Origin of the sequence: Amycolatopsis sp. Hca4, from assembly GCF_013364075.1 — a bacterium.
Taxonomy (GTDB): Bacteria; Actinomycetota; Actinomycetes; order Mycobacteriales; family Pseudonocardiaceae; genus Amycolatopsis.
Genome location: NZ_CP054925.1, coordinates 387,840 through 410,021, shown reverse-complemented (window position 1 = coordinate 410,021; position 22,182 = coordinate 387,840). Strand labels below are relative to the sequence as shown.

The following is a 22,182-nucleotide window of genomic DNA, read 5'->3' as shown; positions in this document are numbered from 1 at the left end:
GCCCCGCTCACGCGGCGTCGGACGCGCCCGGCTCGATGGTCACCTTGATGGCCTCGCCGCTGCTGACGATGTCGATCGCGCGGCGCACCTCCGACAGCGGCAGGTGGTGGGTGATCAGATCGGCGACCGGAACCCGGCCCGAGGAAATCAGCTCCAGCGCCTGGCGGTTGTGCTCGGGGCTCGACCCGTTGGCGCCGTAGATGGTCAGCTCGCGGTAGTGCACGAGGTTGGAATCGCACGCGATGATCGGGTTGTCCTTCGGCAGGCCGCCGAAGAAGCTGATCCGGCCCCGGCGCGCGGTCATCTTGAGCGCGTCCTCCTGGGCCTTGCCCGCCGCCGCCGCCGTGATGACCACGTCGGCACCGTCGCCCTCGGTGAGCTCGAGGATCTTCGCCACCGGGTCGACCTCGGCGCCGCAGATCGCGGCGTCCGGCTTGACCAGCTCCGCCGCCATCTCCAGCCGGCCGCGGTTCAGCTCGACCAGGTACACCGCGGCCGCACCCTTGGCGCGAGCGAGCCGCACGTGCAGGCAGCCGATCGGGCCGGCGCCGACGACCACGACGACGTCGCCCTCGCCGACCTGCGCGAAACTCTGCCCGTTGAGGACGCACGCCAGCGGTTCGGCGACCGAGGCCTCGGCGTAGCTGACGTCGTCGGGGATCCGGTTGACGCCGTCGACCTTGAGCACCTGCTTCGGCACGATCATGTACTCCGCGAACCCGCCGTCGAAGTGGTAACCCATCGACAGCTGGTTGGGACACACCTGCTGCAGTCCCTTGCGGCACTGCTTGCACTCGCCGCACGGGATCGCCGCGATCACCTGGACGCGGTCGCCCGCGTTCCAGCCGGAGACGTTCGCGCCGCTCTCCACGACCTCGCCGGCGATCTCGTGGCCGATCACCCGCGGCGGGTCGATGTGGTGGTGCCCGTGCTTGAAGATCTTCAGGTCGGTGCCGCACGTGGAGGTGTTGTGCACCCGGATCTTGATCTCGTCCGGGCCCGGGCTCGGCTCGTCGGCCTCTTCGACCCGCAGATCACCTGGCGCGTAGAAACGTGCCACCTTCATTCGGAGAACTCCTCGTCCATCTGGTTCAACAGTCGCAAGATCGTCTCGGCGTCCGGCGCCTCCCGCAGCTGCCGCGCCTGCTCGCCGTCCATCAGGATCCGGGCCAGCGAGGACAGGATGCCGACCTGCTCCGATCCCTTGGCGGCGATGCCGACGCACAGCCGCACGTCGTTGCCGCCCCAGTCGACCCCGCCGGGGAACTGGAGGACCGCCAGCCTGGTCCGCTTCACGAACCGGCGGGACTCGTCGGTGCCGTGCGGGATGGCGACGTTTTCGCCGATGTAGGTCGACACCGAGCGTTCGCGCTCGTGCATCGCGTCGAGGTAGCCCGGCTCGACCGCGCCCAGCTCCAGCAGCTTGCGGCCGACCTGGGTGATCGCGTCGGCCTGGTCGGTGGCGGTGCAGCCGACCAGGACCGAATCGGTGCCGAGGATGGGAGCGTCAGTCGGCAAGGGAACCGCCGTCCCGGATCGCCGTCTCGACCTGGTCGAACACCGGGTCGCCCAGGAAGCTCTGGAACCCGAGGATCACGGCCGAGGCGTTGGCCTTGCGGGCCCGCTTGACCAGGGTGCTCTGGCACAGCACGACCTGAGCGTCGCCCGGGATTTCGTTGACCGGCGTGTGCTCGACCTTGACCGAGTAGGGCTTCAGCCGCTTCGCGAGCTGGGACGCGACCATCACGCTGCTGCCCATGCCGGCGTCGCAGGCGATGATGACCTTCTTGACTTCCTTGCCTTCGATGGTGCTCACTACCGCACTTCCTTCCTTCGATCGACGATGATCGCCAAGCCTGACCGTCAAGCGACGGCTCCGCCGTTCGCCACGGCCAGTTCGCGTTCCTCCCGGCGGGCGTCCCTGCCGAACTTCAGCAGGACCGCGGCGACGACGAACGACACGATCGCGGCGGCGAGCACGCCGGCGATGACCCCGACGTAACCGCCCTTCGGCGTCACCGCGAGCACCGCGATGATGCTGCCCGGCGACGGCGTCGCCGTCAGGCCCGCGCCGAAGATGCTGAAGGTCGCGACACCGGCGGCACCGCCGGCGATGGCGGCCAGGATCAGGCGCGGAGTGGCGAGGATGTACGGGAAGTAGATCTCGTGGATCCCACCGAAGAACTGAATGATGATCGCGCCGGGCGCGGTGGCCCGCGCGCTGCGTGCGCCGAAGAACGTCAGCGCCAGCAGGATGCCCAGGCCGGGGCCGGGGTTCGGCTCGATGAGGAACTCGATGGCCTTGCCGTCGCGCAGCGCGTCGGCGACGCCCAGCGGGCTGAGCACACCGTGGTTGATGGCGTTGTTGAGGAACAGCACCTTCGCGGGCTCGACGATGATCGAGACCAGCGGGAGCAGGTGCGCGTCGACCAGGGCCTGCACGCCGTGCCCGAGCCCCTTGGTGATGCCCTGCACGACGGGGCCGATGCCCAGCAGGCCGAGCACCGCCATGACGCCACCGATGATGCCGGCGCTGAAGTTGTCGACGAGCATCTTGAAGCCCGGGGCGGTCTTGCTGCCGACCTTGTCGTCCCACAGCTTGATCAGGAAGCCACCGAGCGGGCCGACGATCATCGCGCCGAGGAACATCGGGATCGAGGCGCCGACCGCGATCCCGACCGTCGCCACCGCGCCGACGACCGCACCGCGCTGGCCGTGGACCAGGCGGCCGCCGGTGTACCCGATCAGGACCGGCAACAGGAAGTTGATCATCGGGTCGACGAGCTCGGCGATGTGCGCGTTGGGCGTCCACCCGCTCGGGATGAACAGCGCGGTGATCAGACCCCAGGCGATGAACGCCCCGATGTTCGGCATGACCATGCTGGCGAGCTGACCGCCGAAGCGCTGGATCGAGACCCGCGCGCGCTCCGCCCTCGACGGAGTTTCGTCGTCGATCTCCGTAGTGGTAGTCATCGTTGGCTTCCTCTTCTGGAAAGGTGATTTGAGGGTTCGCCATCAACCGATGGCGGATACCGGAGCGAACCGGTTCTCGTGGCGCCGCGGGCGCTATTCGCGAACCTTCTCGTCCCAGCCGGGATGCGGTTCCACCCGCACTCGACGTGCCTCCACGTCTTCGGGCCCCGGCATCGTGCTGCCCGGGAGCGACACCGCGGCCGCACCCCAGGCGACGGCGGTGGCCAGCGCCTGCGGGCCACTCCCCCCTGCCGCCAGGAAACCGGCGAGCATCGCGTCGCCGGCACCGACCGAACTCCGCGGTTCGGCCGATGCGTTGGCGCACCAGATCCCCGCGTCTTCGACCAGTACGGCACCCTTGCTGCCGAGACTGGCCAAAACCTTGCCCGCGCCGAGCGAACGCAGCTCCTGCGCGGCGTCGACGATGTCCCGCACCGTGTCGAGCCGGCGGCCGACTGCCTCCTCGAGCTCGTCGAGGTTCGGCTTCACCAGCGCCGGCCCGGCCTTCACCGACGTCCGGAACGCCGGGCCGCTGGTGTCGACGACGACCTGGGCCCCGGTGGGGGCCAGCCGCCCGATCAGGGCGGCGTAGAAGTCCTCGTCCACACCGGGCGGCAGGCTGCCCGCCGCCACCACCCACCGCGCGTCGGCCACGTTGGCCAGCAGCACATCGCACATCGTCTCGATCTCCCGCGCGGACAGCCGCGGGCCGATCTCGTTCAGCTTCGTCACCGTGGCGTCCGGCTCCACGACGCTGATGTTGCTGCGCACGGGTTCTTCCGTGCGCACCCGGACCACGTCGATGTCGCACTGCTCGAGGAGGCTGATCAGCTGATCGCCTTCGGCGCCACCGGCCGGCACCACGGCCCGGGCCTGGTGTCCGTTGCGGACCAGCGCCCGAGCGACGTTGATGCCCTTGCCACCCGGTTCGACGGTGGCGCCGGTCGCCCGGTGCAGACCACCCCGGGTGAGCCGAGCCACCTCGACCGTGCGGTCGACGCTCGGGTTCGCCGTCAGGGTCACGAACACTTCAGCACACCTCCGCCGAGAACCACTTTGGTTTGAGTGATGTTGCCTGCGTTCATCTGCGTTTGCAACCCCCAATCGTGACGGAGACCTCACCGTTACCTATTGCCCGAACACCAGCTGCCTCTCTGCTGCTGTGCAGGAGTCCTCGAGCACCCTGGAGCGGCGCGCACGCGTGAGCGAAAACAACACAAAACCACATCGCCGAACCGGGGCGGATGATCGATCCGGCCAGACGATCGCTGGCCACTGATACCGCGCACCAGGTATCGCTCGGCCGTGAGCTGTGGCCCGCCATCTGGGTTCGCACCCAATCCCAAGCCGGACCGGCGAGGGCCGCCTGCCCGCTCCCACAGGTTCTAGGCATTTCCACGGGGTTCGCGCGCCTACGCTCACGCCCATGGCGAGCCCACAGCTGGCGACCTCGGAGATGCTCACGCGAGTGGGCGGACAAGCCCGTCCCGAGGACGCGATCCTGCGCGAGTTGCGTGAAGAAACAGCGTCACTGCCGACGGGTGCGGCGACGCGGGTGTCCGCCGAGGAAGGCCGGTTGCTCGAGCAGCTGGTCGAGCTCACGCGGGCGCGAACGGCGGTGGAGGTCGGCACCTCCACCGGGTACAGCACCCTGTGCATCGCCCGGTCGCTGCCCCGCCACGGCCTGCTGATCACCTGCGAGACCACCGCCCGGTGGCCCGCGCTCGGCCGGCCGCACTGGCGGCGCGCCGGCGTCGCGGACCGGATCGACCTGCGGATCGCGCCGCCGACCGCGGTCCTCGACGCGCTGTTCGCCGAATACGGGCCCGGCACCTTCGACCTGATCTTCCTGGCCGCCGGCCACGCGGGGTCCGCTCCGCTTTACGAGGCGGCGCTGACGCTGCTGTCGCCGGACGGCATCCTCGCCGTCGCGGGCACCCCACCCGCCGAGGACCCCACCACGGGCGAGTTCGACCGCGCCGTGCGGGCCAACCCGCGAGTGGAGACGTCACGGCTCTCGATCGGCGACGGCATCACCCTCGTCCGCAAGGCCTGCTGAAGGAGCGAAGAGGGTGCGGGGTCGTTCAGCCGCCGGTGGTCGCCGCGGTGCTCACCCTTCGCGGCTGAGCACCCTCCGAGTGGACGTCACCGCCGGGTCGGGGCAAGCTCCGGTCGAGGAGCGCGGGCGCGCCGAGCCCGCGGCCGCCCGGCGAGGGAGGATCCGGTGGACCCCGACGAGATCGAAACGTCGAACCCGGACAAGATCTACTACCCCGACGCCGGGCTGACCAAGGGCGACGTCGTGCAGCACTACCGGACCGTCGCCGCGGCGATGGTCGCGCACCTGCGCGGCCGGCCGCTGACCGTGCGACGGTTCCCGAACGGCATCGCGGGCAAGAACTGGTACCAGAAGGAAGCGAGCCCCGGGCTGCCGTCGTGGATCCGCGTCGAAGCGATCCCGCAGCGGACGACCGGCGACGTCCGCCACGTGCTCTGCGACGACGCCGCGACCCTGGTGTACCTGGCCAACCAGGGGGCGCTCGAGTACCACATCTGGTCGTCCACCGTGGCCGACCTCGAGCACCCGGACATGGTGCTGATCGACATCGACCCGCCGGACGGGGTCACCGTCGCCGAGCTGCGGGACATCGCCCGCCTGGTGCGGCAGGTCTACGAAGCCGCCGGGCTCACCGCGTACCTGCAGGCGACCGGCGGCCGCGGCTTCCACGTCGTGGCACCGCTGGAGCCGAGCCAGACCTACGACGAGGTCCGCGAGCTGGCGAAGACGGCGGCCGAAGTGCTCGCCCGGCTCGACCCCGATCGGCTGACCACGGCGGTGCGCAAGAACCAGCGCGGCGACCGCGTGTACCTGGACGTCCAGCGCAACGGCTACACCTCGACGTTCGTGGCCCCCTACTCGCTGCGGGCCCGTCCCTCGGCGGGGGTCGCCACGCCGCTCGGCTGGCACGAGCTCGGCAAAGCGGAACCCGCGGGCTGGACGCCCAAGCGGATGAAGGACCGCCTGGCGCGCAAGGAAGACCCGTGGGCGCGCATGGCCGAGGACGCGGCTTCCCCGGCCAAGGCGATGGAGCTGCTCAAGCGGCTTTGATCCGCCATCCGGGTCCGGTTTCCGGTGGGTCCCCGAATGCGCACGGCGGAAGAATCCCGTGTGCAATCGGGAGGAAGGAAGCGGCGCTCTTTCTTCGTACGGTCGACGCAGACCACGGACCGCGGAGGAACACCCGGCACCCCCGGCTGTCTCCGCTCGAAGGAGAGAGCAGTGAACCTCGCTCAAGCAGCACCCACCGCGGTGGCGTCGGGGCTGGACCCGCGCCGCTGGAAAGCCCTCATCCTGTTGTGCACGGCCAACTTCATGGTGATCCTCGACGCCCAGATCGTCATCATGGGCCTGCCATCGATCTCGGCCGACCTCAAGCTGACGCCGGTCATGGGGCAGTGGGCCCTGTCCGCCAACCTGCTGACCTTCGGCGGGTTGCTGCTGCTCGGCGGCCGCGCGGCCGACCTGCTGGGCCGGCGCAAGGTGTTCATCATCGGCACCGCCCTGTTCCTGCTGGTGTCCGTGCTCTCGGGCCTAGCCTGGAACGGTGAGGTGCTGCTGGTGGCGCGGTCCCTGCACGGCGTCTCGGCCGCGTTGATGGCGCCCACCGCGCTGTCCATCCTCACGAACACCTTCCCGGAGGGCCGGGAGCGCAACAAGGCGTTCGCCATGTGGTCCGGCATCGCCTCGATCGGCGCCACCGTCGGGCTGCTGCTCGGCGGCACGCTCATCGACTGGCTGGGCTGGCAGTCCATCTTCTTCGTCAACGTCCCCGTCGCGCTCGTCATGCTGGTGCTGGCCCCGGTCCTGCTGCGGGAGAGCAAGGACTCCGGCACGCGGCGCACGTTCGACCTCGCCGGTGCCGTCGTGAGCACGGCCGCGCTCGGCCTGCTCGTCTACGTCCTGGTCGAGGCGCCCACCCGCGGCTGGGTCAGCCTCCACACGATCGGCCTCGGCGCGGTCTTCCTCGTGCTCGTCGCGCTGACCGTGGTGATCGAGAAGCGCTCGGCCGCACCGCTGGTGCCGCTGCGGCTGTTCCGCTCACCCAGCCTGGTCGGCGGCAACCTGGTGACGGGGATCGCGGCGGCGCTCGCGTTCGGCATGTCCGTGGTGATTTCGCAGTTCTCCCTCGGCGTACTGCACTACTCCGCGCTCGAATTCGGGCTCAGCCAGTCGGCGATGCCGATCGCCGCGGTGATCGGCGCCTTCCTCGCCCAGGCCGTGCTCAACCGCATCGGCATCCGGGTCGTCGCGGTCATCGGCGTGGTGCTGCTGGGGGCCGGCTGCTTCGTGCTCACCGGCATCTCGCCGACCGGCAGCTACTGGGCCGACGTCTTCCCGGGCCTGATCCTGTTCGGGCTCGGCCTCGGCGGCGGCCCGGTCGCCCTCGCGGCGGCGGCCCTCAACGGCATCGCCAAGCGGGACACCGGTCTCGCCTCGGGCCTGAACACGGCGGCGTTCCAGGTGGGCGGCGCGATCGGCGTGGCGGTCGTCTCGACGATCGTCGCCGCGCACATGGCGCGGGCGGCCACCGACCCGGCCGCGATCATGGACGGGTTCACCGGCGGCCTGGTGGCGTGCGTCGTCTTCGCCGTGGTCGGGCTGGTGCTGGCCGTCGCCCTGCTGCGCAAGCGCGGCGGCGGGGCGCTGCAGATCGTTCCGGAGCAGCGGACGCCGTCGGCGCACTGAAGCAGGAGACGTGGAAGGGGCCTTCCCGCGCGGGAAGGCCCCTTCCACGTCGAGATGCGGAGCCGGCCGCCGTCGGGCCGTACGCGCCTTCCTCACCCACGAGGGGGATGCGGTGCGGCTCGGGCTGCGGCTGTTCGAAATCGGCCAACTGGCCTCACCCCGCCACCGGCCGGCCGGCCGACGCGGCCCGGCCGTACGTCGCCGACCTGCACGAGGCGTTGCGCCGCCGGCCGACGGGGGTCCGCGAAGACGGGATCGCGCCGCCCGTGCGGTCTCCGGATCCACTCCGGACAGGCGGAAAAAATCATGCGGGACAACGCTTTTCCGGCCATTGGGCCGACCGGCTGACGTAACCGTCCTGAGCTGGACGGGTGATCGGGAGCGGCTACGATCCGTCCAATGGCCCAGCACAGCCGGGAAACGACGCCCTCCGGACCGGTGGCCGCGCACCGGTTGCTGTCGCTCGACGTCGTGCTCGCGCTGCTGGCGCTGGCCGGCGCCCTGCGGGTGCTCTACCTCGCCGCGCCGGCACCGGCCCTGCCCGCGGAAGCCGCGAACGTCGCGCACGCCGTCGCGCTCCGGCACTTCACGGCGTTCACCGACGCGGGCGGCGCCGGGGTCAGCCCGTTCGGCTGGTGGCAGCTTTCGGCCTGCGCCACGGTCTCGGACGCCTTCGGGCGCTCGGTCACGGCGCTGGTGGCGGTCCGGGAAACGATGCTCCTCGTCGCCGTGCTCGGCGCGCTGCTGCTGTGGGTCCTGGCCCGGCGGCTCGGCCTGACGCGCTGGGCGGCGGCGGCCGCGGTGCTGCTGCTCGCGGCGTCCCCGCTGGCGCTCGGCCTGCAGCGGCTGGTCGTCGTCGAACACCTGGCGGCGGTGTGGGCGCTGGGTGCGCTGGTGCTGCTCACCCGGCCCGACGCCCGGATCCGGCACGACGTGCCGGCCGCGGTCTGCCTGCTGGCGGCCGTGCTCACTTCGCCGTTGGCGCTGGTCTTCCTGCCCGCGGCCGGCTGGCTGCTGGTGCGCCGCTCGCCCGTGCGGGCCGCGCTCGTGGCGGTGCTGCTCAACCTCGGGCTCGGCATCGCGTTCGGCCCGGCGGCGGGGCTCCTGCGGCCGCACCTGGCGGCTTCGGGCCGTCCCTCGGTCGCCGACTGGGTCGCGCTCGACCCGGCATGGGCGGTGCTGTCGACCGTCGCGCTGGTGGCCGCACCGGCCGTGGCCGCGCTGCGGCCGTTCGCGGTGTCCGGACTGCTGCTCGTCGCGGCCCTGCTCGTCCCCGGCGTGCCGGACACCGCCGTGCTCGCGCTGCTGCTGCCGGTGACGCCGCTGCTGCTGGCCGGAGTAGTGCAGGCCGTGACGCGGCAGCGCCGCCCTTCCCACCGCTGGGAAGGGCGGCGCGGGACCGCGGCCGCCGCGGTCGTGCTCGTCGCGGTGGTCGCCGTCGGCTGGGGGTACGGCTACCCCGCGCTGCGGCCCGCGGCCGACCGGGGCGGCCCACTGGCCGAGGCGCGGGACTGGCTGCGGGCCAACGGTTCCGGCGCCCGCGTGCTGGTCGACGACGGTGCCTGGGCCGAGCTCGCGAAGGCGGGCTGGCCGACCGGCGCGCTCGTCGCGGCCGCCGCGTGCGCGACGGGCTGCCCGCCCGCCGAGTGGGCCGTCTTCACCGCCGACGAGACCGATCTGCGGGACCGCTACCCCGCTCTCGACGCGGCTTTCGACGGCTCCGGCGCGACCGCGGTGTTCGGGACCGGCGAGGGCCGCGTCACCGTCTCGCGCCTCGGGCTGCCGCCCGCCGACCCGGCGGCGCCGTCGGAAGCGTCGGCTCGCGCCCGCGCGGGCGAGGCCCTCCAGGCGTCGGCCCGGATCACCTTCACCCCGGACGCCGTCGTCCCGCTGCGCGCGGGCCGCGTCGACTCCCGGCTGATCGCGACGATCGCCGCGCTCGCGGCGCTGCAGCCGGTCCGGGTCGCGGCGTTCCCCGAAGTCCCCGGCGAAGACCCCGCCGGGCAACCCCGCCGCCGGGTGCTGCTCACCGGCGGCGAAGACGGCGCGGCCGCGTTCTACACCGGCCAGCGCGATCCGTTCCGCCCCTCGTCGGTCGTCCGGACCGGCGACGGCGTGCTCGTCACCTACCTGCTGTTCGCACCCCCGGGACTGCTCGTCCCGTTCTCCTCTCCCTGATCCTGATCCGGTGAAAGAGGCCCTCCGTTGCGCACCCTCCCCCAGCTCCTGCTCAGACCCGGCGGGGCGGCCGCCGCCGCCCTCCTGCTCGTCGCGCTGACGCCGGTCACGGCCGAGGCGGCGACCGCCCCCGGCCCGGGCGTCGGCTGGATCCGAGTCGGTCACCTCTCCCCCAAGGTCCCGCCCGTGGACATCTCCTTCGCGCCGTTCGGTCAGGCCGAGAAGGTCGTCATCCGCAAGTCGGGCTACGGCGCCGTCACGCCGTACTCCTCGCTCGACCCCGGGAAGTACACGCTGTCGATGCGGCCCGCCGACGCCGCGGCCGGCACCCCGCCCGCGCTCTCGGCGACGATCGAGATCGCCGAGCGGTCCGCCTACTCGCTGCTGGTGTTCGCCAACGGACCCGGCAGCACGCTCAAGGGCACCCTGGTCACCGACGACCTCACCGCGCCCGCCGCGGGCAAGGGCCGGCTCCGGATCGTCGAAGGGTCGGCGGCGATCGCCCCGGTCACGGTCGACGGCCCGGGCGTCCTGCTCGCCCAGGACGCGCCCTACGGCTTCACTTCGCCCTACGTCGACGTGCCGCAGGGACGCTGGCCGTTGCAGCTGCGCAGCGGGACGGCGAAGACCACCCCGGAGGTCGACGTCAAGTCCGGGAGTTCGACGACCGTGTTCGTCCTCGAGAACAACGGCGTGCTGAAGGCGAACCCGATCTCCGACGGCGCATCGCTGCCCGAGCCGCCGAAGCTGGGTGTCGAAACCGGCGGTGGTGGCACGGCACCGCCGCCCGGGACGCCGCTGTGGCCGGCCTTCGCGGCGGTCGGGCTGCTGGCCGCGCTCGTCGTGGGACGCCGGGCGGCTCGTGCGCGGTGACGTCGGCGCGCTGCTCGTCGCCGTCCTGGTGGTGGCGGGCTGCGCCCCGGCTCCACCGCCCGCGGCGCCACCTCCGGCGGGGACCACCCCGGCGGAGACGGCCACCGGGCCGAAGCCGCTGCCCACCGCGGCCGAGGTCCGTCCGGTGCGGCTGCGGATCCCGGCGATCGGCGTCGACGCACCGGCGCTCGTGCCGCTCGGGCTGGGGGCGGACCACCAGCTCGAAGCACCGGCGCGCTTCGAAGACGTCGGCTGGTACGCCGCCGGTCCGGTGCCGGGCGACCCGGGGCCGGCGGTGATCGCCGCGCACGTCGACTCCCGGTCCGGCCCGGCGCCGTTCTTCCGGCTGCGCGACCTCCGCGACGGCGACGAAGTGTTCGTCGGGCGCTCGGACGGCCAGGAGACCCGGTTCGTCGTGGACGCCGTCCAGCGCTATCCGAAGAACGCGTTCCCGACCGACGCGGTGTACGGACCGGCGCCGGGCAGCGCCCTGCGGCTCATCACCTGCGGCGGCAGCTTCGACGCGGCGAAACGGTCCTATCGGGACAACATCGTCGTCTACGCCTCGACGCGCTGGGGCTAGTACGCCTTCGGCAACCCGCGCCGGGCCGGACGCCGTGACCGAACCAGTACGCTTGCTCCAGGCGTGGGTAGCCCCACAGCACGAGCTCGCTCACCCCCACGCTGTGGTACTCCTCAGACGCGCTCACCAGACCGGCCAGGGCCAGCGCCGCGAGCACGGTCGCCCACCGCCGGCCACGGCGGTTCGGCGTCGCCACCTCCCCTTGGCTGCGAACCGCCGAACCGCCGGCCAGTGCCCCCCTGTCACCGGCGCATCGTCCCCGACTGGGCGACGACTGCCACACTTCACCACCACCGCGGCCCGGGATGGCCGGATCCTGGACATACCTGGACGCTCCCGGACGCCAGCGCCGTCAGGACGGCAACGACGTCAGCACCGCGTCGGCGCGCTCGACACCCAGCTGGCAGCCCGCTTGGCAGTGCAGGGCTCGAGCCTGCTCGGCGTGAGCACGTGCCGCTCCGGATTCCCCGCGTCCGACCTCGACCGCGGCCATCGCGAGCAGGCTGTCGGCCCGGATCAGGGCGTGGCCGGTCTCCTCGCTGAGGACCAGGGCTCGACCGGCCCGGTCGTAGGCTTCGTCGAATCTCCCTTGTCGCAGGTGCACCGCGGACAGGGCGACCAGCGCGTCCCCGCGGCCACGCGGATGGCCCGCCTCGACGGAAAGGGCCAGTGCCGACTCGAGCGCCGTCCGGGCCTCGTCGATCCGGCCGAGCTCCACCATGACCGTGCCGAGCACGTGGTGCGCGCCCGCCTGCGTCCGAAGCATGCCGAGCCGGGTCGCTTTGGCCAGGGCGTCGCGAGCGGTCGCCAGCGCCTCCTCGTACGCGCCGAGGTCGCGCAATGCGCCCGCGAGGTTGGCGAGCACGCTGGCCTCGTCCGCGTGCTCCCCCGCCGACCGGCACAGCTCGAGACCGGTCCGGTAGTGCTCGACAGCGCGCTCCAGGTCACCGAGCGCCTGGATGGGCCGGCCCGCGTGGCTTTCGGCGAGTTGCAGCCCGGCGGCGTAACCCTGCCGGGTCGCCGTCTCGATCGCCCTGATTTGGAGGTCGTAGGCACCGGCCAGTTCCCCAGTTCCCAGAGGACGTCGCCGAGCACGACGAGGTTCGGGATGGAGGCTGCCCCGTCCTGAGCCGGCTCCAGATCCAGGGCCCGTCGGTAGTGCCCGGCGGCGTCGTGGAGCCGGCCGATCGAGATCGACGTGCGGCCCAGATCGGTCAGGACGATCATCCGCAGGTCCGGCGCATCGAGCTCGTCGGCCAGTTTCACGGCTTCGTCAAGGTGGCGGAGCGCTTCGGCGTGGTCCGATCTGCTCCAGTGCGCGCTGCTGAGCACCCGCAGACACAGCACCTGCCCGGCCGGGTCCCCGGCGGCGCGCGCCGCCGCCAACGCAGCTTCGCTGACCGGCAGCCACTCCGCGGAACGGTGCCGTTCGAACTCGAAGTGCAGGGCAACGCACAGCTGGGTCGCCAACGCGTGCAGGCCGGCCGCGGCGGCCTGCCGGGTCAGCGTGCACAGCGTGGCGAATTCGACGTCGAACCAGGTCAGCGCCTCGTCGGCGGTCGCGAACGACGCGCCGCCGGATCGGGCGTGCGCGTACTTCTCCCGGTATGGACGTGGGTGCCTCAGCTGCGCTGCGTCGGTCGCGAGCCCTGCGTAGTGAGAAATCAGCCGCTGCAGCGCAGAGTCACGCACCTCGTCGGTGTCTTCCGCCAGGCAACGGCGCTTGGCCCACGAATGCAGCAAGGCGTGCTGGCTGTACCGCGCCGGCGTCCGCTCGAAGAGGAGGTGCATGTCCAGCAGGGTGCCGACGACCGGAACCAGCGACTCCGGCGCCAGCTCGGTCGCGGCCGCCAGGGCCGGCAAGGCGATCCCGTCGACCGGGAACAGCCCGAGGAGCCGGAACACCCGTCGTGCCGGGGAGTTCAGCGCCCGGTAGGAAAGCGCGACCGCGTTCTGGACGGCGGTCTCCCGATCGACCGCCGCATCGAGCACCGCAAGCGGATCAGCCGACCGGAGCTCCTCGACCATCACAGAGAGGCGCAGGCCCGGCCGGATGCGGGCGTTCGCCGCGGCGATCCGCAACGCGAGCGGGAGACGTCCGCAGATTTCGGCCAGCTCAGCGGCCGCCGCCGGGTCGGCGTCGACCCGATCCGGACCGGCGGCGTGCCGGAGGAGGGCGACGGCGTCGTCCGTCCCGAGCGGTCCCAGCTCCAAGGGGACCGCTCCTTCCCTGGCGACCAGGCCGACCAGTCTCGTGCGGCTGGTGATCAGGACAGCGCAGCTCGGCGAGCCGGGCAACAACGGGCGCACCTGCTCGGCACTGCTCGCGTCATCGAGCACCACCACCATGCGACGCCCGGCGACCGCGGACCGGAAGGTCGCTGCGAGCCGGTCGGCTTCCCTCGGTGTTTCACGTTCAGCCGTCCCCAAGGCGCGCAAGAAGCCGGACAGCACGTCGACCGGATCCGCCGGGGGAGCCTCGGCGAACCCCCGCAGGTTCACGAACAACTGGCCATCGGGAAAGCGGCCGAGGGCCCGGTGCGCCCACCGGATGGCCAACGCCGACTTGCCGACCCCCGGCATCCCGGTGATGAGCGCAACCCCGGTACCCGGCGAGCCGTTCACCAGCTCGTCGAGTACGGCAAGCTCCCGCTCGCGTCCCGCGAACCCGGCAACGTCGAGGGGCAGCTGCCGGGGAACCGCCGGCGGATTGGCTGCTTGCTTCTCCGTGTGGAGGTGGGCGGCCACGCGGAACCAGGCTTCGTTCCAGCTCGCCCACGCCGCGCGCGGAACACCCAATGCGATGACGATCCGGTCGAACACGTCGGACGGTGGGTGGATCTTGCCGGAGACATAGGCGTGCACGGTCGAGCGCGGCACATCGGTCAAACCGGCGAGCTCGGTCAGGCTGACTCGCGCCTTGCCGGTGCCGCGGGCCGCCTGCCGGCGCAGCAGATCGACCTCGCGAACGAACCCCGCAACGTCAGTGATCCGAGCCGGATCCGGCCCTCCGGCATCGCTACCCACCAGCGTCACGCCTCTCACAACTCGGACATCGTCTGCCCGATCCAACCGCACCAGCAACCACCGAACTGCCCAGCCCTGGTGCCCGGACCCTGTCGATTCCGACGAAAAGCCACCTGGAGACGATCGGGATGGTCAGGATGTCACGGCCAGCCCCTCCGGTTCGCTGCCCACCGGGACGGTCGTCACCACCGTGTTCGTTGCGATGTCGATCACCGACATCGAGCCCGATGCCGAGTTCGTCACGAACACGTAGCTGGCGTCCGGGGCCGCCGCGACGCCTTCGGGCTCGTCCTGGACCGGGATCGATGTCGGCGGGTTGCGGCCCAGCAGCGACACCGTGTCGGATCCGGCGTTGGCGACGTACACCTGGCCTCGCGGGGTGACCGCCACCCCCATCGGGACCTCGCCGACCGGCTGGGTCGTCATCAGCGTCGGGCCGGTGGCGCTGATGGCGTTCACGCTGTTCGCGCCGGTCGCCGCCACGTAGAGGCGGTCGCCGGCCGGGCTGGTGGCGATGCCGGCCGGGAAGCGGCCGACCGGCAGCGTCGCCACGACCTGGTCCGTACCCGTGTCGATCACCGACACGGTGGCCGCGCCGTTGTTGGTCACGTACACCCGGCGCCCGTCGGGACTGGCGGCCGGGCTGTGCGGGAACCGGCCGACCGGGATCTGCCGCACGACGGTGTTCGTCCCGGTGTCGATCACCGAAACCGTGTCCGCCCCGAAGTTCGTCACGTACGCGCGCGGGCCGGCCACCGCGACGCCGAACGGGTGCAGGCCCACCGGAACCGTGGCCAGCGTGGAATACGTGCGGGCGTCGATCACCGACACGGTGTCGGAGAGCTCGTTGGTGACGTAGACACGGTCTCCGCCGGGCGCCGCGCCCACACCGACCGGCGAGTGCCCGACCCGGACGGTGGCGACCACCTCCTGCATCCGGGTGTCGTAGACGGTGACGTTGTCGGAACCGCTGTTCGCCACGAACACCTGCACCCGCGCCGGGTAGGCCTGCGCGACCGGGCACACCCAGGCGAGGGCCAGCAGCAGGGCCGCCAGCACCCCGGCAACAGGCCGGGGCGAGCGCGAAACAGCGCCATTTCCGAATGACATGACCTTCTCCGGTTCAGCAGCCAACCCTGACTGGTTCGAAAACGAAGGCTCTTCGGATTTCCTGATCGGACGCCTTCGGGGAAGCCGGTCGGCGAAGCGCTTGTGGCGCGCCGTTTCCCCGGCCGGGAGTCACGCTAACCGACGGTCCGGCGGACCTCCCACCGGAACAAGATCATGATCGCCTTGACGAGTGAACGCCGTGGTGAAAACCACTTTTGCGGCTCGTAAACCTTTTCAACCCGTCCGAGTGTCCCGCAATTATCGGGGAAATCCGTCCCGTAATACAGCGATCCGGATAGCTCACTATCCAGCGGAAGTGGGCTTCGTCGGCGGACGGCGGGCAGAGCGCCGTTGGCCCGCTTCGCGTGGATGCCGCCGAAACCGTGCTTCCGCGCCGCCGCGAGAACGCGGCCTCAGGTCAGGTGGTGTTCTGGTGCTCGGAGCCGGTGTCGAAGTGGCGGTCCAGGTATTCCTCCGGCGGCAACGGGCTGTCACGGAGCAGCGAAAACACCTCACTCCCCGAGGCGAGCTCCACCAGCCCGGTCTCGTACCCCTGGGTCAGCCCGAGGTAGGTGGCCCCCATCGCCTCCGCGTACTCCCGGGCTTCCGCCTCGGCAGCGGCGAGCGCGCCCTCCATACCGGCCGCGCGCCACACCGTGAGCCGTTCCTCGTACGGACGGCGGCCAGCCTCGTTCCACTGGAAGACACACCGCACCGCGAACCATTCGTGCATCACGGCCCCGTTCCTCACTCGCCCCGAGCCACCGCTGCGTGGATCTGCGTACTGTAGCCACCCTCGAAGCCGAAGTCGCCGACCGGCAAAGCCGCAGGATTCGCCCTTCGGCGGGTTGGGTGATGCTGCCGAACGGCCCGGATCCACCCACCATTCCACTGTGGAGAGGCCCACCCGCCCCGGCGCAGCGGGTGGACGACCGTCCACTCTCGAGCGCCGGCGGACCGGCCATCCTGTCGCCGCGATGTCGACGGATTGTCGACGCGCTCTGCGAGTGTGGCGTGTGCCGGGGCTTCCCGTCCGATGAAGACCGGCACGGAACTCCGGACGGAGGAAGCATGCGCACCATGTACGACGCCGTGACGGCGGCGCACATCCCCGCAACCGCGGCCATGGTCGCCGGCTACATCGACAGGATCAAGCTGGCACCCTGGACCGACGCCGACTGGGCGCGATTCCCGAACGCGGTGAAGGTCCAGATCGTCAAGAAAGCCACGACGAACGCCGGGCACGTACTCGACGTCGAACCCGGTGACGCCACGCCCGCGCAGGCCCCGGGCTGGGTGCGGATGCGCCGCGCCGCCGGAGCCGATCCGACGATCTACTGCAACACCGCCACCTGGCCGGCCGTCCGCAGCGCCTTCCGCTCGGCGGGGGTGGCCGAGCCCCACTACTGGATCGCCCGGTTCGACGGTGATCCGGCGATCCCCGCCGGCGCCGTCGCGAAGCAGTACCGCGCCAACGTCGCCCCCGGCTACGACATCTCCTCGGTCGCCGACCACTGGCCCGGCGTGGACACCGACCCCAAACCCAAGGCCTCGAAAGAAGGTTTCGACATGCTGGCTCCCGCCGCCGACGACGACTACATCTCGATCCCGTGCAACGGCATGGGCAGCCTGTTCGTCGCCTCCCATTTCGGCCGCAAGGTCACCGCGATCGAGGTCTGGGCCATCGGCGACACCCCCACCGACTCCGCCGGGTCACGCGTGACCTCCGTCGGCAGCGGCTTCGTGTTCGATCCCGACCGGCCCGGCCCGATCAGACTCCCGGCCAACACCCGCACCGTCAACCTCCGCTACCAGGCCGATCACCCGTTCACCGCCTGGTGCAGCTGACGACAGCCCGGGGGGGGACGCCGAACAGGCTCAGCGGAGCGGGTAGTCGATGACCTCGGCCCCGCCGGTCGCGTAGTTCGGCACGTCCGCGGACACCGCCTTGCCCGCTTCCGACCCCAGCGCGGCGGCCATCGCCTCGGCCGACTCGAAGTCGGCGTGGAACACGGCGAAGTAGCGGGTCTCCCCACCGCGGGCGGCTACGTCGAAGGAGTAGTTCGACCGCACGAGGCCGGGCAGCTTCGCCACCAGCGGCAGGTGGTTGCTGACGTAGTAGTCGCGGAAGTGGGCTTCGTCGGCGGGCGGCGGGTAGAGCACGGTGAGCCGGTGCATCGGGGTCCTTTCGCGGTGGTGATCGCTTCCAGCCTGGCACACCCCGGCCTCAGCGCAGGGACGGCAATCCGGCGGCCAGGGCGGCGAGCGCCCGCTTCAGCGTCGGGGCCAGGGGCACGCACGCCGCGGCGAGGTCCGGGTTCTGGGCGTAGACCTCGAGCAGCGTCGGTGGCGGGTTCGCGGCCGGGTACAGCATTCCGGCCAGGCCGGCGGCCGCCGCGACCAGCTCGAACGCTTCGCCCTCGGTCAGGGCCGGGTGCGCCTGGGCGACCACCCCGCCGAGGTCGGCGACGGCGCCCAGCACGACGCGCTTGAAGTCGCGCGCGGCGGCCACCGAGACGTTGTGCTCCAGCGACGTCGCGGTGTGGCCCATCAGGTCGCAGAACAGCGTGCGCTCGGCGAGCGTCTCGGCCAGTACGTCGACGACGTCTCCGCCGGCCGCGAGCCGGCGGGGGACCTCGGCCGCCCACTCGCGCCAGCACTCGGCGGCCAGCTCGAGGTAGATCTCCTCGCGGGTGCCGAAGTAGCGGGTGACGTTGGACTTGGCCAGCCCGACGGCCGTGGCCACGCCGCCCAGGGTCACGTTGCGCACGCCGGATTCGAGCGCGAGCTCACGGGCCGCCGCGAGGATGGCCGTGCGCCGCTGCTCCTTCTGCTCGGGCCGCCTGGCCCGCATGAACATCGACTGAGACATTTCTCAGCCATCATACGGTCCACTTAACAGAACATCGTTCTCTTGTTAAGAGGATGGCGTTCTGTTAACTTGGCGGGCACTCCCACGAGCGAAGGGGTCCATGTGGTCGAGGTGCGATTGCGGGTCAACGGGGTCGACGAGCTGCTCGACCTCCCACCACAGGTCAGCCTGCTGGACGCGCTGCGCGAGCGGCTCGGGCTGACGGTACGAAGAAGGGCTGCGACCAGGGCGCCTGCGGGGCGTGCACGGTGCTCGCCGACGGCGAGCGGATCAACTCCTGCCTCGCGCTCGCCGTGCAGTACACCGGCCGCGAGATCACCACCATCGAAGGCGTCGACGACCCGCTGCAGCGGGCCTTCGTCCGCAACGACGGCTTCCAGTGCGGCTACTGCACCTCCGGCCAGATCTGCTCGGCCATCGGCATGCTGGCCGAACACAAGGAAGGCGCACCCAGCGCGGTCACCGAACACCTCGCCGGCCCCGCCGGCGAACTCACCGACACGGAGATCCGGGAGCGCATGAGCGGCAACCTGTGCCGCTGCGGCGCCTACAACGGCATCGTCCACGCCATCCAGGAGATCGCGAGATGAGGACGTTCACCTACCTCAGCGCCCCCGACGTCGAGACCGCCGTCCGGGCGATCGCCACCGAGCCGAACGCGAAGTTCCTCGGCGGCGGGACGAACCTCGTCGACCTGATGCGCGAGGGCATCGAGCAGCCCGACGTGGTCGTCGACATCACCCGGTTGCCGCTGACCGGGATCGACGAGCTGCCCGGCGGCGGCCTGCGGATCGGCGCGCTCGTCCGCAACAGCCGGCTGGCGGCCCACCCCCTCGTCCGGACCCGCTACCCGGTGCTCGCCCAGGCCGTCCTCAACGGCGCTTCGGCGCAGCTGCGCAACATGGCGACCGTCGGCGGCAACCTCCTGCAGCGGACCCGGTGCCTGTACTTCTACGACGAAGCGGCCGCGTGCAACAAGCGCACCCCGGGCAGCGGCTGCGCCGCGATCGGCGGGTTCGCCCGCAACGCCGGCGTCCTCGGGGTCAGCGACCACTGCATCGCCACCCACCCCTCCGACATGGCCGTCGCGCTGGCCGCGCTCGACGCGGAGGTCGAGGTCGAGAGCGCCCGCGGCGTCCGGCGCCTCCCGCTGGCCGAACTGCACCGCCTGCCCGGCACCACCCCGCAGGTCGAGACCGCGCTGGCCGCGGACGAGCTGATCACCGCCGTCGAGCTGCCCGCCCTGCCGGTGGCCGCGCACTCCCGCTACCGCAAGGTGCGCGACCGCGCGTCCTACGCCTTCGCCCTCGTCTCCGTCGCGGCGGCGATGGAGACCGAAGACGGCGTCGTGACCGACGTCCGGCTGGCCCTGGGTGGCGTCGCCGCGAAACCGTGGCGCGCCCGCGAAGCCGAACGGATCCTGCTCGGCGCACCGGCGACCGAAGAGTCCTTCCGCCGGGCGGCCGCGGCCGAGCTCGCGCCCGCGGTGGGCCGTCCGGACAGCACCTTCAAGATCGAGCTGGCCCAGCGCACGATCGTCGCGACGCTGCGCCGCCTGCTCACCGACGGGAGTGCGGCATGACCACGACCCTGCCCGCCACGGAGACCGGCACCGGCCCCGCCGTCGGCCGTCCGATCGACCGGGTCGACGGCACGGCCAAGACCACCGGCGCCGCCCGCTTCTCGGCCGAATACGCCCTCCCCGACCTGGCGCACGCGGCGCTGGTGCACTCGACGGTCAGCCGCGGCCGGATCACCGCGATCGGCACCGAGGCCGCGGCCGCCGTGCCCGGCGTCGTCGCGGTCCTCACCCACCTGAACGCTCCCCCGCTGAACCCGGCCCCGAAGGTGAGCCCGCTCAACCTCGCCACCCTGGTCTCCGGCACGTCGGTCGACTACCTCAACACCGACCAGGTGCACTGGGACGGCCAGCCGGTCGCGGTCGTCGTCGCCGACACCCTCGAGGCCGCGCGCGAAGCCGCCGGGCTGGTCACCGTCACCTACGAACCCTTGCCGTCCACTGTGGACTTCGCGGCCGAGGAGCAGAACGCCAAGCCGCAGAAGAGCAACCTGATCATGTCCGGCACGGCGAAGAAGGGGGACGCCGAAGCCGCACTCGCCGCGGCCCCGGTGGCACTCGACCTGCGGTTCACCACGCCGGCGCACCACCACAACGCCATCGAGCCGCACGCGACCACCGCGGCCTGGGACGGCGACCGGCTCACCATCCACGACGGCACCCAGAGCATCGACTGGCTGCGCACGCACCTCGCCATCCGCTTCGGTGTCCCGGCGGCGAACGTGCGGGTGATCGCCCCCTTCGTCGGTGGCGGCTTCGGCGGCAAGGGCATGGTCTGGCCCGGCACGATCCTCGCCGCGCTGGCGGCCCGCGCGACCGGACGGCCGGTCCGGCTGATGCTCACCCGCGAAGGCGTCTACCGCACGGTCGGCGGCCGCACGCCGTCCACCCAGCGCGTCGCCCTCGGCGCCGGCCCCGACGGCAGGCTGACCGCGCTCATCCACACCAGCGTGACCCGCACCGGCCGGGTCGGCGGCGGACCCGAACAGGTGACGTCGCAGTCGAAGCACCTGTACGCCGCCGAGAACATCCTCGTCCAGCAGAACCTCGTCGAACTGGACCTGATCCCGAACACCTCGATGCGCGCGCCCGGTGAGTCGATCGGGACCTACGCGCTGGAAGCCTCGATCGACGAGCTCGCCTACCGGGTCGGCGTCGACCCGATCGAGCTGCGGATGCGGAACGAACCGGCGGTCAACCCCATCGACGGCAAGAAGTTCGCCCACCGGATGCTGCGCGAGGCCTACGCACAGGGCGCCGAACGGTTCGGCTGGGCCGACCGGACACCGGAGCCGGGGTCGATGCGCGACGGGCGGTGGCTGGTCGGGATGGGCGTCGCGTCGGCGTACCACCCGTCCTGGCAGTTCACGGCCAGCGTCACGGTCCGGCTTTCGGTCGACGGCACCGTCCTGGTGCGCTGCGGCTTCCAGGAGATGGGCATGGGCGGCGCGACGGCGCAGGCGCAGATCGCCGCCGACGCGCTCGGCGTGCCGTTCGACGCGGTCCGGGTCGAGTACGGCGACTCCACGCTGCCGGTGAGCCCCGGGGCGGGTGGATCCATGCAGACGGCGAGCATCGCCAACAGCCTGCTGGCCGCGTGCGCGAAGCTGAAGAAGGAACTGGACGCACTGGCGAAACGCTCGGACGCGGCCGGGATGAGCCCGGCGGCGATCCTGGCCAAGGCCGGCGTGCCGTCGGTCGAGGCCGCCGTCGGCTCCGACACCCGGTTCGGCCGGGTCGCCGGGCAGGTGAAGTTCATGGCGAAGTTCCTCCGCGACCAGCGACGCTGGATGAAGGCCGCGTGCGGAGCCCAGTTCTGCGAGGTGCGCGTCGACCCGGACACCGGCGAGGTGCGCGTGTCGCGGTGGGTCGGGGTGTTCGACGTCGGCCGGGTGATCAACGCGAAGACCGCGGCCAGCCAGCTGCGCGGCGGGATCGTGATGGGCATCGGCATGGCACTGGCCGAGGAGACCCTGGTCGACCCGCGCACGGGCCGGATCATGAACCCGAGCCTCGCCGAGTACCACGTCCCGGTGCACGCCGACATCCCGCCGATCGACGTCAGCTACCTCGACGACCCGGACCCGACGATGCCGCTCGGGCTGATCGGCGTGGGCGAGGTGGGCATCACCGGCGTCGCGGGAGCGATCGCGAACGCGGTCCACCACGCGACCGGGAAGCGGGTCTACGACCTCCCCATCACCCTCGACAAGCTGCTGTGAAACCGGCCTTCTTCGCTG

19 protein-coding genes and 2 pseudogenes are annotated in these 22,182 nt (G+C 71.7%); 10 read left to right on the top strand and 11 right to left on the bottom strand.

Annotated elements, in window-relative coordinates:
- Nucleotides 1-7: 7 nt before the first annotated feature.
- From HUT10_RS01900 to pfkB, 5 genes are all read right to left on the bottom strand, one after another.
- Entirely contained in the window at nucleotides 8-1,066 is a 1,059-nt protein-coding gene (locus tag HUT10_RS01900) for a zinc-dependent dehydrogenase (RefSeq protein ID WP_176169595.1), read from the bottom strand.
- Entirely contained in the window at nucleotides 1,063-1,518 is a 456-nt protein-coding gene (locus HUT10_RS01895; RefSeq protein WP_176169594.1) for a PTS sugar transporter subunit IIA, read from the bottom strand. Before HUT10_RS01895 ends, HUT10_RS01900 begins: the two co-directional genes overlap by 4 nt.
- Nucleotides 1,508-1,816 (bottom strand): PTS lactose transporter subunit IIB, encoded by a 309-nt coding sequence (locus HUT10_RS01890; RefSeq protein ID WP_176169593.1) that lies wholly within the window; start codon nucleotides 1,814-1,816, stop codon nucleotides 1,508-1,510. Before HUT10_RS01890 ends, HUT10_RS01895 begins: the two co-directional genes overlap by 11 nt.
- A gap of 47 nt (nucleotides 1,817-1,863) precedes the next feature.
- Nucleotides 1,864-2,973 carry a mannitol-specific PTS transporter subunit IIC gene (gene mtlA, locus HUT10_RS01885; protein ID WP_217709535.1) on the bottom strand — a complete coding sequence of 370 codons (1,110 nt, stop codon included), beginning with the start codon at nucleotides 2,971-2,973 and terminating at the stop codon, nucleotides 1,864-1,866.
- Between the two features lie 93 nt (nucleotides 2,974-3,066).
- On the bottom strand, nucleotides 3,067-4,002 hold the full coding sequence (gene pfkB / locus HUT10_RS01880) for a 1-phosphofructokinase (RefSeq protein ID WP_176169592.1): 936 nt from the start codon (nucleotides 4,000-4,002) through the stop codon (nucleotides 3,067-3,069).
- Nucleotides 4,003-4,399: 397 nt separating this feature from the next.
- Between pfkB and HUT10_RS01875 the strand changes: the two genes are divergently transcribed.
- From HUT10_RS01875 to HUT10_RS01850, 6 genes are all read left to right on the top strand, one after another.
- Entirely contained in the window at nucleotides 4,400-5,032 is a 633-nt protein-coding gene (locus HUT10_RS01875; protein WP_176169591.1) for an O-methyltransferase, read from the top strand.
- Between the two features lie 165 nt (nucleotides 5,033-5,197).
- Nucleotides 5,198-6,082 (top strand): non-homologous end-joining DNA ligase, encoded by an 885-nt coding sequence (gene ligD / locus HUT10_RS01870; protein ID WP_254896617.1) that lies wholly within the window; start codon nucleotides 5,198-5,200, stop codon nucleotides 6,080-6,082.
- Between the two features lie 171 nt (nucleotides 6,083-6,253).
- Entirely contained in the window at nucleotides 6,254-7,720 is a 1,467-nt protein-coding gene (locus HUT10_RS01865; protein WP_254896616.1) for an MFS transporter, read from the top strand.
- 399 nt (nucleotides 7,721-8,119) lie between these two features.
- Entirely contained in the window at nucleotides 8,120-9,898 is a 1,779-nt protein-coding gene (locus HUT10_RS01860; protein WP_254896615.1) for a glycosyl transferase, read from the top strand.
- Between the two features lie 27 nt (nucleotides 9,899-9,925).
- Nucleotides 9,926-10,771, top strand: a complete 846-nt coding sequence (locus HUT10_RS01855) for a DUF4397 domain-containing protein (protein WP_176169589.1) — start codon at nucleotides 9,926-9,928, stop codon at nucleotides 10,769-10,771.
- On the top strand, nucleotides 10,761-11,354 hold the full coding sequence (locus tag HUT10_RS01850) for a class F sortase (protein ID WP_176169588.1): 594 nt from the start codon (nucleotides 10,761-10,763) through the stop codon (nucleotides 11,352-11,354). The genes HUT10_RS01855 and HUT10_RS01850 overlap by 11 nt, the downstream gene beginning before the upstream one ends.
- Nucleotides 11,355-11,706: 352 nt before the next feature.
- Here the strand turns inward: HUT10_RS01850 and HUT10_RS50315 are convergent, their stop codons facing one another.
- From HUT10_RS50315 to HUT10_RS01835, 4 genes and pseudogenes are all read right to left on the bottom strand, one after another.
- A complete protein-coding gene (locus HUT10_RS50315) occupies nucleotides 11,707-12,297 on the bottom strand; it encodes a tetratricopeptide repeat protein (RefSeq protein WP_254897420.1) in 591 nt (196 codons plus the stop codon).
- A gap of 182 nt (nucleotides 12,298-12,479) precedes the next feature.
- Nucleotides 12,480-14,381, bottom strand: a pseudogene (locus HUT10_RS50310) (NB-ARC domain-containing protein); the annotation flags it as partial.
- Between the two features lie 132 nt (nucleotides 14,382-14,513).
- The gene (locus HUT10_RS01840) at nucleotides 14,514-15,491 is read right to left on the bottom strand and encodes a YncE family protein (RefSeq protein ID WP_176169587.1); all 978 of its coding nucleotides are present in this window, start codon (nucleotides 15,489-15,491) and stop codon (nucleotides 14,514-14,516) included.
- A 418-nt stretch (nucleotides 15,492-15,909) separates the two neighbouring features.
- Nucleotides 15,910-16,227 (bottom strand): hypothetical protein, encoded by a 318-nt coding sequence (locus tag HUT10_RS01835; RefSeq protein ID WP_176169586.1) that lies wholly within the window; start codon nucleotides 16,225-16,227, stop codon nucleotides 15,910-15,912.
- Nucleotides 16,228-16,562: 335 nt separating this feature from the next.
- Here HUT10_RS01835 and HUT10_RS01830 point away from each other — a divergent pair, with 335 nt between their 5' ends.
- On the top strand, nucleotides 16,563-17,339 hold the full coding sequence (locus tag HUT10_RS01830) for a hypothetical protein (protein ID WP_176169585.1): 777 nt from the start codon (nucleotides 16,563-16,565) through the stop codon (nucleotides 17,337-17,339).
- 30 nt (nucleotides 17,340-17,369) lie between these two features.
- Here the strand turns inward: HUT10_RS01830 and HUT10_RS01825 are convergent, their stop codons facing one another.
- Together HUT10_RS01825 and HUT10_RS01820 are read right to left on the bottom strand one after the other, a co-directional pair.
- The gene (locus tag HUT10_RS01825; RefSeq protein WP_176169584.1) at nucleotides 17,370-17,669 is read right to left on the bottom strand and encodes an EthD family reductase; all 300 of its coding nucleotides are present in this window, start codon (nucleotides 17,667-17,669) and stop codon (nucleotides 17,370-17,372) included.
- Between the two features lie 49 nt (nucleotides 17,670-17,718).
- Nucleotides 17,719-18,363: a TetR/AcrR family transcriptional regulator gene (locus HUT10_RS01820; protein ID WP_254896614.1), complete on the bottom strand. Its 645-nt coding sequence runs from the start codon at nucleotides 18,361-18,363 to the stop codon at nucleotides 17,719-17,721.
- Between the two features lie 102 nt (nucleotides 18,364-18,465).
- On the opposite strand from HUT10_RS01820, the pseudogene HUT10_RS01815 reads away from it, so the two are divergent.
- From HUT10_RS01815 to HUT10_RS01805, 3 genes and pseudogenes are all read left to right on the top strand, one after another.
- Nucleotides 18,466-18,953: pseudogene (locus tag HUT10_RS01815) on the top strand (2Fe-2S iron-sulfur cluster-binding protein).
- Nucleotides 18,950-19,945 carry a xanthine dehydrogenase family protein subunit M gene (locus HUT10_RS01810; RefSeq protein ID WP_176169583.1) on the top strand — a complete coding sequence of 332 codons (996 nt, stop codon included), beginning with the start codon at nucleotides 18,950-18,952 and terminating at the stop codon, nucleotides 19,943-19,945. Before HUT10_RS01815 ends, HUT10_RS01810 begins: the two are co-directional and overlap by 4 nt.
- Entirely contained in the window at nucleotides 19,942-22,164 is a 2,223-nt protein-coding gene (locus HUT10_RS01805; RefSeq protein ID WP_176169582.1) for a xanthine dehydrogenase family protein molybdopterin-binding subunit, read from the top strand. Before HUT10_RS01810 ends, HUT10_RS01805 begins: the two co-directional genes overlap by 4 nt.
- Nucleotides 22,165-22,182: the final 18 nt, after the last annotated feature.

Coding starts and splice junctions, on each gene's coding strand:
- HUT10_RS01810 (WP_176169583.1), top strand. CDS start 18,950: ATGAGGACGTTCACCTACCTCAGCGCCCCCGACGTCGAGACCGCCGTC.
- HUT10_RS01900 (WP_176169595.1), bottom strand. CDS start 1,066: ATGAAGGTGGCACGTTTCTACGCGCCAGGTGATCTGCGGGTCGAAGAG.
- HUT10_RS01860 (WP_254896615.1), top strand. CDS start 8,120: ATGGCCCAGCACAGCCGGGAAACGACGCCCTCCGGACCGGTGGCCGCG.
- HUT10_RS01825 (WP_176169584.1), bottom strand. CDS start 17,669: ATGCACCGGCTCACCGTGCTCTACCCGCCGCCCGCCGACGAAGCCCAC.
- HUT10_RS01875 (WP_176169591.1), top strand. CDS start 4,400: ATGGCGAGCCCACAGCTGGCGACCTCGGAGATGCTCACGCGAGTGGGC.
- HUT10_RS01840 (WP_176169587.1), bottom strand. CDS start 15,491: ATGTCATTCGGAAATGGCGCTGTTTCGCGCTCGCCCCGGCCTGTTGCC.
- mtlA (WP_217709535.1), bottom strand. CDS start 2,973: ATGACTACCACTACGGAGATCGACGACGAAACTCCGTCGAGGGCGGAG.
- HUT10_RS01830 (WP_176169585.1), top strand. CDS start 16,563: ATGCGCACCATGTACGACGCCGTGACGGCGGCGCACATCCCCGCAACC.
- HUT10_RS01805 (WP_176169582.1), top strand. CDS start 19,942: ATGACCACGACCCTGCCCGCCACGGAGACCGGCACCGGCCCCGCCGTC.
- HUT10_RS01820 (WP_254896614.1), bottom strand. CDS start 18,363: ATGTCTCAGTCGATGTTCATGCGGGCCAGGCGGCCCGAGCAGAAGGAG.